The sequence below is a fragment of the Sediminibacterium sp. genome, from assembly GCF_019264485.1.
In the GTDB taxonomy this organism is placed as follows: domain Bacteria; phylum Bacteroidota; class Bacteroidia; order Chitinophagales; family Chitinophagaceae; genus Sediminibacterium.
Genome location: NZ_JAHVAA010000004.1, coordinates 1 through 15,353 on the forward strand (window position 1 = coordinate 1; position 15,353 = coordinate 15,353).

At 41.7% G+C, this 15,353-nt stretch carries 13 protein-coding genes; 3 read left to right on the forward strand and 10 right to left on the reverse strand.

The window, feature by feature from the left end; all coding sequences use genetic code 11:
* Window positions 1–113 precede the first annotated feature (113 nt).
* The gene (locus KXJ59_RS01490) at window positions 114–1,076 is read left to right on the forward strand and encodes a transketolase family protein (RefSeq protein ID WP_295200355.1); all 963 of its coding nucleotides are present in this window, start codon (window positions 114–116) and stop codon (window positions 1,074–1,076) included.
* A gap of 183 nt (window positions 1,077–1,259) precedes the next feature.
* Window positions 1,260–1,832, forward strand: a complete 573-nt coding sequence (locus tag KXJ59_RS01495) for a hypothetical protein (protein ID WP_295200358.1) — start codon at window positions 1,260–1,262, stop codon at window positions 1,830–1,832.
* Here the strand turns inward: KXJ59_RS01495 and pdxH are convergent, their stop codons facing one another.
* From pdxH to KXJ59_RS01540, 9 genes are all read right to left on the reverse strand, one after another.
* Window positions 1,833–2,474 carry a pyridoxamine 5'-phosphate oxidase gene (gene pdxH / locus KXJ59_RS01500; protein WP_295200360.1) on the reverse strand — a complete coding sequence of 214 codons (642 nt, stop codon included), beginning with the start codon at window positions 2,472–2,474 and terminating at the stop codon, window positions 1,833–1,835.
* A gap of 107 nt (window positions 2,475–2,581) precedes the next feature.
* Window positions 2,582–5,656 carry an efflux RND transporter permease subunit gene (locus tag KXJ59_RS01505; RefSeq protein WP_295200361.1) on the reverse strand — a complete coding sequence of 1,025 codons (3,075 nt, stop codon included), beginning with the start codon at window positions 5,654–5,656 and terminating at the stop codon, window positions 2,582–2,584.
* Window positions 5,657–5,696: 40 nt separating this feature from the next.
* Complete coding sequence (locus tag KXJ59_RS01510; protein WP_295200832.1) at window positions 5,697–6,746, reverse strand: efflux RND transporter periplasmic adaptor subunit; 1,050 nt, start codon at window positions 6,744–6,746, stop codon at window positions 5,697–5,699.
* A gap of 228 nt (window positions 6,747–6,974) precedes the next feature.
* The gene (locus KXJ59_RS01515) at window positions 6,975–7,940 is read right to left on the reverse strand and encodes a hypothetical protein (protein WP_295200363.1); all 966 of its coding nucleotides are present in this window, start codon (window positions 7,938–7,940) and stop codon (window positions 6,975–6,977) included.
* 26 nt (window positions 7,941–7,966) lie between these two features.
* A complete protein-coding gene (locus KXJ59_RS01520; protein ID WP_295200366.1) occupies window positions 7,967–8,746 on the reverse strand; it encodes a hypothetical protein in 780 nt (259 codons plus the stop codon).
* A gap of 163 nt (window positions 8,747–8,909) precedes the next feature.
* Window positions 8,910–9,641, reverse strand: coding sequence for an alpha/beta hydrolase-fold protein (locus KXJ59_RS01525; RefSeq protein WP_295200369.1), 732 nt, complete (start codon window positions 9,639–9,641; stop codon window positions 8,910–8,912).
* A gap of 120 nt (window positions 9,642–9,761) precedes the next feature.
* Window positions 9,762–10,505: an AAA family ATPase gene (locus KXJ59_RS01530; protein ID WP_295200371.1), complete on the reverse strand. Its 744-nt coding sequence runs from the start codon at window positions 10,503–10,505 to the stop codon at window positions 9,762–9,764.
* 264 nt (window positions 10,506–10,769) lie between these two features.
* Window positions 10,770–12,029: a chromate efflux transporter gene (gene chrA / locus KXJ59_RS01535; protein WP_295200374.1), complete on the reverse strand. Its 1,260-nt coding sequence runs from the start codon at window positions 12,027–12,029 to the stop codon at window positions 10,770–10,772.
* A gap of 225 nt (window positions 12,030–12,254) precedes the next feature.
* The gene (locus tag KXJ59_RS01540; RefSeq protein WP_295200377.1) at window positions 12,255–13,199 is read right to left on the reverse strand and encodes a 2-oxoglutarate and iron-dependent oxygenase domain-containing protein; all 945 of its coding nucleotides are present in this window, start codon (window positions 13,197–13,199) and stop codon (window positions 12,255–12,257) included.
* Window positions 13,200–13,326: 127 nt separating this feature from the next.
* Between KXJ59_RS01540 and KXJ59_RS01545 the strand changes: the two genes are divergently transcribed.
* Window positions 13,327–14,361, forward strand: coding sequence for a DUF3089 domain-containing protein (locus tag KXJ59_RS01545; protein ID WP_295200379.1), 1,035 nt, complete (start codon window positions 13,327–13,329; stop codon window positions 14,359–14,361).
* A gap of 44 nt (window positions 14,362–14,405) precedes the next feature.
* Here KXJ59_RS01545 and KXJ59_RS01550 read toward each other — a convergent pair whose 3' ends face one another.
* Complete coding sequence (locus KXJ59_RS01550; RefSeq protein ID WP_295200380.1) at window positions 14,406–14,660, reverse strand: hypothetical protein; 255 nt, start codon at window positions 14,658–14,660, stop codon at window positions 14,406–14,408.
* Window positions 14,661–15,353: the final 693 nt, after the last annotated feature.

Consider the following 15,353-nt stretch of genomic DNA (forward strand, 5'->3'; position numbering starts at 1 on the left):
AGTGAGTAGTGAGTAGTCAGTAGTGAGTATGTAATCATTTTACTCACTACTGACTACTCACTACTCACTTTTATCCCCTTTCTTTGCAAGGACTTTCAAAACAAGATATAAGTATGAAACTAAAAGACATCCAGGTGCTCAATGAAAAAGAAACCCGCGGCGGTTTTGGAGAGGGCATCCATGAATTAGGAAAAGAAAATGAGACTGTGGTGGTTTTAACAGCCGACCTCGCCGGCTCTTTTAAACTCGGACCTTATATCAAAGATTTCCCGAACCGTTTTATACAGTGTGGTATTGCTGAGGCCAATATGATTGGTATTGCAGCCGGTTTAACCATCGGTGGCAAAATTCCTTATACTACCACTTTTGCCAACTTCAGTACGGGTCGTGTATATGACCAGATTCGCCAGAGTGTGGCTTATAGCGACAAGAATGTAAAAATCTGTGCCTCACATGCCGGTTTAACATTAGGTGAAGATGGTGCCACTCACCAGATACTGGAAGATATTGGATTGATGAAAATGTTGCCAGGGATGACCGTTGTAGTGCCTTGCGATTTTAACCAGACCAAAGCTGCCACCAAAGCCATTGCCGACCTACATGGACCGGTATACCTGCGTTTTGGCCGACCCAAATGGCCCAATTTCACCAAAGAAGATGGCAGCGATTTTGTAATTGGTAAGGCGCAGAAAATGAGTGAAGGATCTGATATTTCCATTTTCGCCTGCGGCCATATGGTATGGAAAGCCATTGAAGCCGGAAGAATACTGGAAGAAAAAGGCATCAGTGTAGAGCTGATCAACATCCATACCATCAAACCATTAGATGAAGCAGCAATTATTGCTTCTATCAGCAAAACAAAATGTGCCGTTACGGTGGAAGAGCACAATATTATTGGTGGATTGGGTGATGCAGTAGCACAGGTGGCTGCCAGAAACTGCCCGGTTCCTATTGAATACATTGGCACCAACGATACTTTTGGTGAAAGCGGTAAACCCAATGAACTGCTCGCCAAATACGGACTGGATACGCCGTTTATTGTTGCTGCAGCTGAGAAAGCAATGAGCAGAAAATAAATCATCAATCTTCTTATACAAGGAAAGAGCGTTTATAAACGCTCTTTTTTATTCCCCCAACTCCCTTTCTCCCTGTTAATAACAGTCTAAGCAAATTCTTAATTTACTTTTTACAAAAGGTATTAACAGGGAGAAGGGGAGAACGGGAGTTTGAGTATATTTAATTATAAGAATTTTATATTGATGATGAAGTATTTACTTATACTGTTTTTTACAGGTTTGCAAACAATCGTTTACAGTCAGGTAAAACTTTCACTGGAAGAAAAAGAAATCCTTGTAAACGGCTCTGGCATAAGTCAGCAACCCAGTAAGGAAACACTTGATGCATTAGTAGGTACTAAAAGCAGCTTGGGGTATATAGTTGGCTCTTACAATCCTGCCACACGGGAAGAAAATGACATAAAAAGAAGGTCATACCGGTTTAAACAATCCGGACTTTCAATACAGTATTATGCTAAAGAGTCTGGTATTTATCAGGTTTTTATTGAAATAAGATCAAGTCATAAAAAAACTGCAAAAAACAACCTGGTTCGGTATGCCAACAGTTTCCAGGATGGTTCGATCATCATTGATTCTACTGTTACTGTTGATCGGGCAATTGAGATGATTGGCAAAGATAAATTGATTAAAAATGGGGTTATGCCATTTTATAATGCCTTATCGCCTTATCTTTTATATGCTAAAAACGATCTGTTAATCGAACTTTTTTTCGACCCAAAGACAAAACTCATTAAACTGGTTTCTGTAGAACGATAACTAAGGAGCCAGTCTTTCTACTTTCCAGCTTTCATTCAATTGAGTATAATGAAACCTGTCATGTAACCTGCTGCTCCTTCCCTGCCAGAATTCAAAAGCAGTAGGTATTACCCTGTAACCACCCCAATGCTCTGGTCTTGGAATATCATGACCCGCAAAACGTTTGGTGTATTGTTCTACATTGGTTTCAATAATTTTTCTGTTGGAGATGATGGCACTCTGTGGCGATGACCAAGCTCCAATTCTACTACCCTCCGGGCGCGAATGAAAATATTCATCGCTTTCTGCTGCACTTATCTTCTCCACCCTTCCTTCTATTCTTACCTGCCGTTCCAGTTCTTTCCAGAAAAAAACCAGTGCCGCATATGGATTATCTAACAATTCTTTCCCTTTGGTACTTTCATAATTGGTGAAGAAGATAAAACCATTCTTATCATATCCTTTCAGCAAAACAATGCGGGCCGATGGTACACCTGATTTTGTTGCGGTGGCCAGTGTCATGGCATTTACTTCGTCTACTTCTGCAGCCAGTGCCTCATTCCACCAACGATCGAATTGTGTGTAGGGGTCTGCGGCAACATCTGCTTCGTTTAATGAATGTTGTTTATAATCTTTTCTGATATCTGCAATAGAACTTTTCATGGTCTGTTGATTCTACTGCAAAAATACGATAGTCCATCAGCATACACATCAACAAAAAAGGATGAAAACTTTCGCTTTCATCCTTTTCCTCGCAGGTTATTCAATACTTAGTCTGCTATATCAATTTTTTTGGCTTCATGTTTACCGGAGATAAAAGTGTATACCGCAGGAATAACAAATAAGGTAAGTATGAGTGAAAACATAATGCCTCCCACAATTACAATACCCAAAGGCATACGGCTGGTAGCTGCGGCCCCGATACTCAGGGCAATGGGCAATGCACCCAATGCTGTTGCCAGACTGGTCATGAGGATCGGACGCAAACGTTGTGCCGATGCTTCAATTACTGCATCTCTTTTCTTCAGCCCGAATTCCCGCTTCTGGTTGGCGAACTCCACAATCAGGATACCATTTTTGGTTACAAGACCGATGAGCATAATCATACCGATCTGCGAGAAGATGTTCAATGTCTGATCAAATAACCAAAGACTCAACAAAGCTCCCGCCAATGCCAAAGGCACCGTTAACATGATGGTAAAAGGATCTTTAAAACTTTCAAACTGTGCTGCCAGTACGAGGTAAATGAGTACCAGTGCCAGTCCGAATGCAAATGTGGTATTCGATGAACTCTCCGCATAATCTCTTGAAGCACCACTCAATGCAGTCTGGAAGCTTTCGTCTAATAATTTATCACCAATGGCCTGCATGGCTTTTACACCATCACCTATTGTTTTACCTTCTGCAAGTGATGCAGAGATAGTAGCCGCCTTAAAACGATTGTAATGATAAAGTGTAGGCGGATTTGAATTTTCTTCCAGTTTTACCACTGAAGTAAGTGGTATATTTTCTCCCCTGCTGTTTCGTACATAAAGGTTCGAAATATCGCCGGGCTCCTGTCTGTCTTTTAATTCAACCTGTGAAATTACCTGGTACTGTTTACCATTCATGATAAAATATGCCAGTCTTCTTCCGCTGAATGCACTCGATACCACATCGGCCACATCTGAAATAGATAATCCTAAATCTTTTGCCTTTATACGGTCGATAGTGAGTTGTAGTTCCGGTTTATTGAATTTCAGGTTTACATCTACGTTGGCAAAAGTTTTATCTTTTTTTGCCTCATCTAAAAATTTAGGAATGACTTCTTTTATTTTTTCAAAATCGAGGTTCTGTAAAATAAACTGAACAGGTAATGATCCCCTGGAACCCAGACCTACTGAAATGGTTTGTTCTTCTACAGGAAATATTCTCGCATTGTTAAACTGTGGCAATTTTTTACTGATGGCCCTCGCTATTTCGCTCTGGCTCCTGTTTCTTTTATCAGGGTCTATAAAAGCAATCCTGGCTGTACCACTGTTTACGCCACCACCACCACCAAAACCGGGAACTGCAGCAAACACAAAATCTTTTTCAGGTACGGAGTCGGATAAATAATCAATCAGCTTATTCCCTACATCCACCATATAGCTATAACTGGCACCTTCAGGGCCCGACATCTGGAAACGTATACTGCTCCTGTCTTCCAATGGTGCCAGCTCGCTTTGCAGGTTACTTCCTACCAGGAAAATACCTCCCAAACAGGCTGCAACAATCACCCATGCCATCCAACGAACACGCAAAAATGCAGTGAGCATTCTTTTATATCCATTTTCCATCCCACGGAAAAAAGGTTCCGTCATTTCATAGAATTTACCATGACCCCCATCTTTTTTATTAAGGTACACATTCAGTACAGGTGTAATGGTTAATGATACAAAGGCCGACACCAGTACTGCTGCGGCAACTGTAATACCAAATTCGCGGAACAGGCTTCCCACAAATCCTTCGAGGAATATTACAGGCAAGAATACCACAGCAAGTGTGATGGAAGTTGAAATAACCGCAAAGAAAATTTCCTTACTTCCTTCCAATGCCGCTTTGCGTATGGGTAACCCGCCTTCCAGCTTACGGAAAATATTTTCTGTTACCACAATACCATCATCCACTACCAGCCCCGTTGCCAGTACAATACCCAAGAGTGTTAATACATTCACGGAAAATCCTGCGATGTACATAATAAAGAATGTGGCCACCAGTGAAATAGGAATATCAATCAATGGGCGGATGGCGATGAGCCAGTTGCGGAAGAAGAAAAAGATTACCAGTACCACCAGACTGAATGAGATCAATAATGTTTCTTCTACTTCTTTAATTGACCTCCGTACATTTTTGGTCTGGTCAATCAGTGTGGTCATCTCAAAATCGCCTTTCTGGCTTTTTTTGATATCGTTTACTCTTTTATAAAACTCGTCGGCAATTTTAATATAGTTGGCTCCGGGTTGCGGAATGATGGCCAGACCTACTGCGTTTACTCCATTCAATCGCCAACTGAACTCTTCAGATTCAGGACCAATTTCTACCTTGGCCAGATCACTCAAACGAATAATTCCTCTTACGTCTTCAAAAATGATAAGGTCACGAAAATCTTTTTCTGTTTGCAGACGACCCAGTGCACGGATGGTCATCTCCGTATTCTCCCCATAAATTTTACCGGAAGGAATTTCTACGTTCTCCCTGTTGAGTGCATTGCGGATATCAGCAAATGAAATATTATAAGCATTCAATTTATCCGGATCAATCCAGATACGCATGGCTGGGCGCTTTTGTCCGAATATATTGATGGCACTTACTTCCGGAATCGTTTGTAATCTTTCTACCAGCACATTTTCAGCATAATCGCTCAGTTCAAGCAGTCCTTTGGTACGGCTTTGTACAGCCATCATTACAATAAAATCGCTGTTGGCATCGGCTTTACTTACTACGGGTGGTGCATCAATATCCTGCGGAAGATTTCTTGCCGCCTGACTCACTTTATCACGTACATCATTGGCAGCCGCTTCAAGGTCTTCATTAATATTGAACTCGACCGTGATATTACTCGATCCGTTTGAGCTGGATGAAGTAATGGTTCTGATACCCGGTATACCATTGATTGATTTCTCAAGTGGTTCTGTAATCTGACTCTCAACAATATCGGAATTGGCACCTGCATATGCTGTTCGTACATTCACAATTGGCGGATCGATAGCAGGGTATTCGCGTACCGATAAAAAAGTATATCCAACCACACCAAACAATACGATGAGGATATTCATCACTGTTGCCAGGATAGGTCGCTTTAATGATAGTTCTGAAATATTCATGGTATTGCCACGTTAAAGAAGTGAAAAGATGGAAGCGTAATTATTGTTGTGCACCAGCAAAATCTTCAATCTGTTTTACGCTTCTGACTTTTAATTGTGAATTGGGGCGAACAAATAATACACCCGATACAGCAATACTGTCGCCCACTTTCAGGCCACTCAATACTTCTGCCATACCATTTACACGCAGGCCGGTTACAATATCCGTTAGTATTCCCTTGCCATCTTTTACTACTACTACTTTCTTTGCCTTAGCATCGGGAATGATGGCATTGGTTGGAACAAGAATACTACTATTCTGTCCGCCTGTTTCAATCAATACTTTTACAAAACCTCCGGGGTTGATATCGGCACCGGTAAGTTCTGCTCTTACTTTCAGGTTACGGGTAGTGGCATCTATCTGCGGTTCTGTTGCAATGATGACTGCTTTTTTTATTGCCTCCCTTCCGTTTGTTTTAATACTCACTGTTTTACCTTTTGCAATAAGCGTTGTATAAGCCTCAGGAATAGTGAAATCTATTTTAACCTTGTCTATCTGTTGTAAAGTAGCAAGAATAGTAGCTGGTGTAACATAAGCACCCGGACTGATCATTCTCAAACCAAGTACACCTGTAAAAGGTGCTTTTAAAATCGTTTTGTCGATCTGTGCCTTCAGGATATCCAAATCTGCTTTCAACGTATTTACCTGATTAAGCACAGCATCATAATCGGCCTGGTTGATACCACCTATGGATAATAATTTTCTCAATCGCTCTTCGTTCTTCTCTGCCAGATCGAGTTGTACTTTTATTTTCTGCGTGTTGGCCTGAAGATCGGCATCGTTGATGCGTGCCAGCACAGTGCCTTGCGATACTTTTGTTCCTTCGGGTAAGTTGAGGTAAGTTAAGCGGCCGCTTACTTCCGGTTGCAGGTTGGCTGCTTCATTAGCCACTACCGATCCGTTTACTTCTACAATATTGGAGATATTGTTTTTACCGGCTATGATAACATCTACAATCACTGCCTGTGGACCATTATTTTGCTGACGTGGTTCTTCTTTTTTGCTCTTGCAGGAAATCACAAATACACCGGCAAGCAGCAATGGATACATTCTTTTCAAGGCGTAAAATTTATAGCGGCTAAAGATAAAGCTAAATAGGCTCTGTTGTTGCTTCATGGGATGAATGGCCGGGCTATGATTAATGAAGGGTATTTATCTTTTGGGCTGTGAGCCATGAGCTACGAACTGCGAGTTTTTTATGGCCTATTCGATACAACAGATAATCTCCAACGCCCGCAGCTCACGGCTCAAAGCTCATAGATTCAATTACGCCGGGAATTATTTGCTTTTCACCGAATCTTTTCGCCTGATTACCCACTCTGCCTGGTGGTACTGATAAAGCGCCAGGTTATATTTCATTTGGAGGTCAAGGAATTGTAAATTAAGGTGTACGCCTGTTCCTTTTTCTTTGCCTTCACTTTTACATCGAATAGTAAAATGATTCAACTCCTGCTCACCCAGGTTGATCCGAAAATAAAATGGTTTCTTACCCGGCACTATATCATCTTCAATCAGGCGACCATTGAGCCATATGCTAAGTGTGTCCTGATCAATCAAACCATTGTCCACCAGATTACCATATACGGCTGGGGCATTTGTAGTAATCGTATCAAAAAGTGGTGAAGGTTTAAACTGGCGATCGGGTGTTAAAGAGGTTTCATCGATCCGGCTTTTTTTGAGGAACCCATGCCATAATTCAGGATTAATCGTTACTGGCTCTGTTGATGGAACAAAAGCAAAGGTTCCGAATCTTCTTTTACCAAAAGGGTCTTCCCATACACCTTGAAAAACAACGCCTGAATCGGTATTCAGAAAGCTGCCGCGCAAATCAAAGAGGTCTGCTTTCTTGATGGTTTCATTCACCAATACCGATTTAGCCTGCAAATGATATTTATAAAACTCTTTGGGTGTGGGTCGTACATAAAACTGGTACATGGTAACCAGTTTATTATCTGGTCCGTAAGAAGTTAGCTGTGCAAGCATTCTTTCATCTGCCTCAATCATTTCCAGCTTTGCCTTTGTAGCTAATTCAGGATTCCCATTCAGGTATATAGCCATGGCAGGGCTATTCGGATTTATACGGCCAAGCCTCGTTTCATTACCAATGCTGGGTAATGTGGCACTATTGAAATAAGGCACTGACCCGCCAAACACCACTATACCTTTCCACACGCCTGTTTTATCCTGTGCTGTACTTTGTGTTGACAAAAAGAAAAGGCAAACAAAAAAATATAAGATGCGCATATAACAGATTGAATAATTAATAACGATTAATCTTCTCTTCTGCGTAATCCTCCTCTCCAGTTATACCTGAGCGATTTAAACTGTTCGTGACATTTACTTATGTAATAGCCGAGCTCCAGATCATTCATCTGGGTTAAGAGTTCGTAATCGGGCCGGTATCTTCTCATGAATGAATCTATTTCCGGCGGATTCAGCAAAGTGACCTCCCGTACAAACTTCTTGCTGAATCGTCGGTCAATATATTTATCCTGCTCCTGCTGCAGCAACCTGTTCTGTAAAAATTCAAGGTTCCTGTTACGCCGGGTTCTGAACATATTGATGATCTCTACCAAATCGAACCCTACGGTTAGTCCACCCGGATTATAATTGGGGTTATTACTCAACCGGAGCGTTGGCTTCTTGAAATCAAATACTTTGGCATAATCGCGCCGGTTTTGAATGGAATCAAGTTTATAATAGTTGTTACGCACTTTTACCTCCGGTAAATCGGCAGCACGTACATGAATCATTACATTGAAATTGTCGATATTGATGATGGTATCAACCGGATATTTCATCGTCGACTTTCCAATCATGGAAAACCAGATAGAATCTGTTCTGGGAACGATGATGAGGTAACGACCCAATGAATCGGTGATAGTGCCTCTTCCCGATGTACTCAATACTGCTACCGCTTCCAATGGTCTTCTGGCGCTTATGTCATATACATTACCCGAAATGGTAACAAACTGCGCATACAAATCTCTGCTACCCAAAAAAATGCAAGCGGAAAAACAATAAAAAAGAATCAGTAGCTTTTTTTTCAAACCCGTTGATTGAGCTGTAATATTAAAACAGGAACAGCATACTGCCTCAATTTTGTAAGGAATTAACGAGGTTTTTGCAGGGCAGTGGTCCATAGTTAATAGTCCATGGACCATAGCAGGATTTTTTTACTATTGGCTATTGACTATTAACTATGGACTACCCTCAAAACTTCACATCAATTATATAAGGCAGCATGGTTCGCCAGGTGGGCCAGTCGTGATTGATATCGGCACCCCATACATCAAGATCGTACCAGATACCTTTATTGTATAATATACCCGCAAACCGTTTAGAGGCATTGGGGTCTTCATAAGAACCACTTCCTGTATAAATATGAATATGATGACTGGCTTTTATTTTTTCGAGGTACCAGGCATCATTCAGCGTAGGTATATAATGTTCGGGGCTGTTATAAAATACCTGTTCATCCCAGAAACCCTTGGTGTATTCTGTTAAATCATATACACCACTCATACTGATGGCGCCATTGATGATATCGGGACGCTTTAAAAATAAATTCATCGCATGCAAGGCACCAAAAGAAGCCCCACAGGTATAAATCATGGTTTCAGCACTCGTGTTGTTGCGAATAAAGGGGATTACTTCATTAAAAACATACTCATTAAACTGGTTATGACGGATGGCTTTGTGTGAAGGTTCCATCTCATTGTTCATCCAGCTCTCCTTATTCATACTGTCGATACTGAATACCCGCAGTTTACCACTGTTGATATAAGGCGCCAGCGCATCAATCAACTGAAACCGTTCATACTCCAGGTAATCGGCTGCCGCAGTAGGTATGAGCAATAACGCAAAACCATAGTGTCCATAAGATGCAATGGGCATTTCTTTTCCAAGGGCAGGACTATACCAGGATGATAAATGTCTTTCCATAATCCACAGGTTAAATGTTAAAGCCCTGCGTAAACTTCGTTTTCTCTCGTTCTCTGCGGTGAATAACTATTGCTGTTCACCGCAGAGAACAAGAGAGCAGGGAGTTTACGCAGAGAGGTGTTATTCGATACAGGTTTTCCTGATTTCTTTCCATAGGTCGCGGTAACATTGTGCCGCATAACTGCTGCCTGCAAAGGTTTCAAGCGGTGCTGCATGCACACCCATTTTTTCTACATCGCTGAGGTATGGAATATAACTTTTCAGGAAAAATTTGTCTTTATAAAATTCATTCATCACTTCATGATGCAGGTTTTTCCGGTGATCCACCATGCTGAAGAAACATTTGATCTTACTGCGGTCAAGGTCGTTGTCCTTGAAATAACCATCCACCGTTTCATAGGAACGAATGGATAATGTGGTAGGAATATTGGGCATCAGTACCCAATCTGCCGCCACAAAAACAGCTTCATGCAAAACAGAAATACCGGGCGGACTATCCAGTATTACTATATCGTAGTCTTTTTTAAGAGATGCCAGCAGCGATAGGAGTTTTCTGCGCGACTGTTTCATTTCATTCAGCAATATATCGGCATGTCTGGCCGAAATATCTGCCGGAATAATATCGAGGTTCTCATAGGCGGTAGACTGGATGGCATCTGCCAGCTCCATCTCGCTGTTGAGCAGTTTCCGCGACTCATTCTTTACAGTGGCACTGGCTCCCAGGTAAAAGGAGGAAGAACCTTGTGGATCAAGATCCCATACCAATGTCTTATATCCTTCTTTGGCAAATAAATATGCCAGGTTGATGGATGCGGCAGTCTTTCCCACTCCACCCTTGAGGTTGTAGATTGCTAATGTGACCATGGTCTAATATACGGTTTTTTTAGAAAGCTGCTAGCTGTGAGCTACTGGCTGCTAGCTACTGGCTATTAGCAATTAGCTATTAGCATTAGAGAATCAACCGTCAATTAACTAAGCAATCTAATCTATCTTGCATTCCTTTTTTGTCTAGAAGCTAGAAGCTAGAAGCTAGAAGCTAGAAGCTAGAAGCTAGAAGCTAGAAGCTAGAAGCTAGAAGCTAGAAGCTAGAAGCTAGAAGCTAGTGGCTCATAGCTCGCAGCTTCTCCCCTAATGCACCAGATACCCCAGCACCAAACATCCCAATACAATCACTGGTGCCGGTATACGCTTTAATTGCAGAAGGAAAAAGGTAAGGGCAATAATGAGGATATCGAGAAAAGCAATATAACGACCCTCAAAAAGGGCAATCAGGAATGTGTCTTTCATCAGGTAAAAAGTGGCACCGGCCATAATACCTACTACTGCTGCATTAATACCTTCCAGCGACCGGAATATTACCACATACCTCTTCAGGTTATGCCATACCGGAAAGAAAAAAAGTACCAACAGGGCACTGGGCAGAAAAATGGCAATGGCACCAATAATACAACCCATCAACTGCCACCAGGCACCTTCATCTCTCAATACCATTCCTCCGGTAAAGGCACCAATAGAAAAAACCGGACCCGGAATGGCCCTTACCATTCCCGAACCGGTAAGAAAATCTTCTTTCGACATTTTCAGTACCTCTCTTCCTGTTTCCTGTATTCGTTTCGATTCGGGGCGGGTTACATATTGTTCGTACATCAGTGGCATCATTACATCGCCACCACCAAAAACAAGGCTGCCAAAACGATAGGCGTTTTCAAACAGGTTAATGGCTTTTCTGTTTTCCCAGTTCTGTCGGGTGGCCGTTTCCGATATATAACCGGCAATACCAAAAAGAACAAAGAAGATGAGAATATTACCCCATTTTATTTTTTTTCTTGGCTGATCTTTCTCCGGAATTCTTTTATCACTGAAATTGGTGGCAATACCTGCCGCCACAATCAGTACAGGGAATATCCAGGGGGTTTTGAATAATAAAAAAGTAGCCAGCGATGCTACTGCCATAATTACCCTTGTAATGGTATTGTGTACTGCCAGCCCAAAAATGCGATAGGTAGAATAGGCAATAAACCCGATGGCCATGGGCTGAATAAACACAAAGAAATCGGGACGGATTGACTTGCTGTTAAAATATTCCAGCAAAAAAGAAAGTCCACCCATCAGTACACAGGCGGGTGTAATCCAGATGAGCAGGGTAAGAACGGCCAGCGGTATACCCCCTCTTTTATAACCAATCAGTGTAAGTGTTTGTGTAGAGGAGGCCCCGGGTAATAACTGGCAGAAAGCATTGTATTCCATCAGTTCTGTTTCGGTAACATCTCTGCGCTGGTGTACAAAGGTTTTCATCATCATACCCATATGCCCCTGTGGCCCGCCAAATGCCGTTAAACTATGCCATAATACAGCACGCAGAAATGGAATATGACGGAGAAGTATCAAAGGTTGTCCGGGGGATTAATGAGACTGAAAATTAACGAAAACCGGGGAAACTGAGTGAGTAGTCAGTAGCGAGCAGTGAGTATATTGTACTTTTTACACTGCATCTCCAACAAAAACGCAGATTATCATGATTGTCATGATAATCTGCGTTCTGTTAAATGAGTATCAAGTAGTGAGTTTTACTCCTTCCTGATTTCCTGTTCCTTGTTTCTTATTCCTTATTCTTTATTTCTTCAACCCTATCTCTCTCAATCTTTCATCCAAATATTCGCCAGCAGTTGCATCTGGATATGCTTTTGGATGTGTTTCATCTATACAACTCTCCAGACAGGCCAGGCTCATTTCGCTTCTCGGATGGAGGAAGAAAGGCATGGAGAACCTGCTCGTATGCCAGTGTTCTCTTGGTGGATTTACCACACGGTGCGTGGTACTGCGGAGTTTGTTATTGGTTAAACGCTGTAACATATCTCCCACATTCACCACAATCTGTTCGGGTAATGAAGTTACGTTTACCCAATCGCCCTGTTTGGTAAGTATCTGCAAGCCATCGGCAGAAGCACCTACCAGTAAAGTGATGAGGTTAATGTCTTCATGCTGTTCGGCACGAATAGCGCTTTTGGGTTCATTGGTAATGGGGGGATAATGAATACAACGCAGTATTGAATTACCATTGGCTATATGCGAATCGAAATAATTTTCATCGAGACCAAGATATAAAGCAATGGCCTGTAATAAGGCACGGCCGCTTTTTTCAAAATTGCGGTAGGCATTGAAAAGGGTTTTATTCAAAGGCTCCACTTCTCTTACCATCACATTATCGGGGTATTCACTTTTAATCGGGTCGCCATTTTCAACGGTTTGTCCGTACTGAAAAAACTCTTTCAAATCCGGCGCTTCACTGCCTTTGGCATGCTCGCGGCCAAAACTGGTATACCCGCGCTGACCGGCCAGACCGGGTATTTCGTACTGCAATTTTTTCTCCAGGGGGAGGGCAAAAAACTGTTGAACATATTCATACTGATGGGCAATCAGCTCATCGGGGATACCATGGTTTTTTACAGCAACAAAACCTACTTCTTCATAGGCTTTACCCAGCTCCTCTACAAAAGCTGCTTTACGCTGCGGATCGCCACTTAAAAATGCTGCCAGGTCTACTACAGGAATGGCCATAACACTCGTTTTAGGTGAATAATACAGAACCGGTTCTTCTACCGTCTGGAAAAATACAAAACTACTCCGATTTATGGTAGTATGTAGACAAAGCCTTTGTTTCAGGTATTTTTATCAACTTTAAGGCATGAAATACACGGGTTTTGTATGCTTATGCATTGTTTTTTTGTTGGCCTGTAACAATGGCTATCATAAATATGTATCCAATTACAGTTTACCTGAAACCATCAGCACACCCGATTACAGCAGAATGGAATACTGGGCGGCACACCCTTATAAAAAAGATCCTTCAGACAGTATTCCCAAACCCTTACGCAAACTGTACCAACCCGATTCTACCATTGATGTTTTTTTTCTGCACCCAACCACTTATACCGATTATGCCCGTCCATTGGGTTGGAACGCGCCTATTTACAATACAGCATTAGCTGCCAAAACAGATTATAGCACCATTTTATTCCAGGCCAGTATTTTTAATGAAGCAGGAAGAATTTTTGCGCCGAGGTACAGACAGGCCAATCTAAGTGCTTATTTTCCTGTAACCGCAGCAGATACTGCAGCCGCATTACAGGCATTTGAGCTGGCTTATGCAGATGTGAAAGCCGCATTCTCTTATTACCTGCAAAATTATAACAAGGGGCGCCCCATTATTATTGCCGCACATAGCCAGGGAACCACGCATGGCAAAAGACTGGTAAAGGAATTTTTTGATGGTACGGCATTGCAAGAAAAATTAGTAGCCGCATACCTGGTCGGTATTCCTGTTGAAGAAAACTGGTTTACAACTATCAAAGCCTGTACTACAGCTGCTGAAACAGGTTGTGTGCTGAGCTGGCGTACTTTTAAAGAAGGGTATAAACCAGCGTATGTATTGAATGAAAAAGAAAAAGTAATGGTTACCAATCCACTTACCTGGAGCAATAACGATACCCTTGCCGGCCGCAAAGAAAACAAAGGTGGGGTGGTAACCAATTTCAACAGCCTCGTAAAAAAAGTAGCCGCTGCCAATAATGCCGGAGCCGTTATCTGGACACATAAACCCCGGTTCTTTGGTAATATTTTCTTTACTACAAAAAACTATCATATTGGTGATTATAACCTGTATTACCTGAGTGTAAGGGAAAATGTAAAAGAAAGAGTTAGCGCCTACAAAAGAAAATAAGCTTCCCTGCACCGGACTTAAGTTCGGTGCAGGGAAGAAGAATATTATTGTTTACTGAAACGAATGGCTTTAATGAATACGTCGCCACTGAATGCATTGAGGATATAATTACCACTGGCCAGGTCGCCGAGATTAATCACCAATTGCTGTAAACCCTCGCTTACATCTTCCACTATGGTTTTGGCCATATGTCCGTTTACATCCAATACTTTCAGTATCAGGTTACCTGCCTGTTCAGACATTACTGTTAAGTAGCTGTCGTTGAGGATGATATTTGGCTGTAAGTGCTGAATATACATAAACCCTCCTTTTATTCGGTGATGAAACAATGGCTCAGGGGGATGTATATTATTGACACCAAATATGGTGCCAGTGCTGCATAAAATAGTGGAGATTTAGTGAATATGCCACGAAAATTCACCGCAGAGCCGCAGAGGGCGTAAAGTTTCCGCAGAGAGTTAGTATTCCTTTAGCGATAATTGTTTTTTAACCTTGTCGAGTTCCAGTTTTAGTTTATCGTTGATGGACACAATTTGGGAGAGTGAAATAAATGAGAAAGTTGAGAGTACTTGTAAAAAAAAATAATTATTCGTTTTGGATTATTATTTTTGGAATATAAATATCCAAATAATGAAGTCAAATAATTTACAGAGTACAGGCGACATCATTAGACAATTGAGGGAGAATAAGCAATTGCCATTACGAAAAATTGCTGCAATTCTTGATATTCCTTCTCCGCTGAGTCTACTTTCTTTGAACGTTCCCCGCAGATGTCTCTCGTAGAGGACTCTGCGACCACGCACACAGAGGAAAGTTAATAATTAATTTTTACGCTCAATTTTTCTGTAACAAATTAGTAAACCCTAAAGCAAAAGGGACATGCTGGCTGTGTAGCAGCGCAAAGTCCCTTCGAGCCTCAGGAGACTACGCGCAGAACTTCTCTTTTTAAGTACACCCTACGGAGAAGAAATAGAATCAACTTTAATAAAGCA

Bases quoted from the DNA above. Each gene is read 5' to 3' on its own strand.
- KXJ59_RS01515 (WP_295200363.1), bottom strand. From the start codon at position 7,940: ATGCGCATCTTATATTTTTTTGTTTGCCTTTTCTTTTTGTCAACACAA.
- KXJ59_RS01505 (WP_295200361.1), bottom strand. From the start codon at position 5,656: ATGAATATTTCAGAACTATCATTAAAGCGACCTATCCTGGCAACAGTG.
- KXJ59_RS01510 (WP_295200832.1), bottom strand. From the start codon at position 6,746: ATGTATCCATTGCTGCTTGCCGGTGTATTTGTGATTTCCTGCAAGAGC.
- KXJ59_RS01545 (WP_295200379.1), top strand. From the start codon at position 13,327: ATGAAATACACGGGTTTTGTATGCTTATGCATTGTTTTTTTGTTGGCC.
- KXJ59_RS01490 (WP_295200355.1), top strand. From the start codon at position 114: ATGAAACTAAAAGACATCCAGGTGCTCAATGAAAAAGAAACCCGCGGC.
- pdxH (WP_295200360.1), bottom strand. From the start codon at position 2,474: ATGAAAAGTTCTATTGCAGATATCAGAAAAGATTATAAACAACATTCA.
- KXJ59_RS01530 (WP_295200371.1), bottom strand. From the start codon at position 10,505: ATGGTCACATTAGCAATCTACAACCTCAAGGGTGGAGTGGGAAAGACT.
- KXJ59_RS01495 (WP_295200358.1), top strand. From the start codon at position 1,260: ATGATGAAGTATTTACTTATACTGTTTTTTACAGGTTTGCAAACAATC.
- KXJ59_RS01550 (WP_295200380.1), bottom strand. From the start codon at position 14,660: ATGTATATTCAGCACTTACAGCCAAATATCATCCTCAACGACAGCTAC.
- KXJ59_RS01540 (WP_295200377.1), bottom strand. From the start codon at position 13,199: ATGGCCATTCCTGTAGTAGACCTGGCAGCATTTTTAAGTGGCGATCCG.
- KXJ59_RS01525 (WP_295200369.1), bottom strand. From the start codon at position 9,641: ATGGAAAGACATTTATCATCCTGGTATAGTCCTGCCCTTGGAAAAGAA.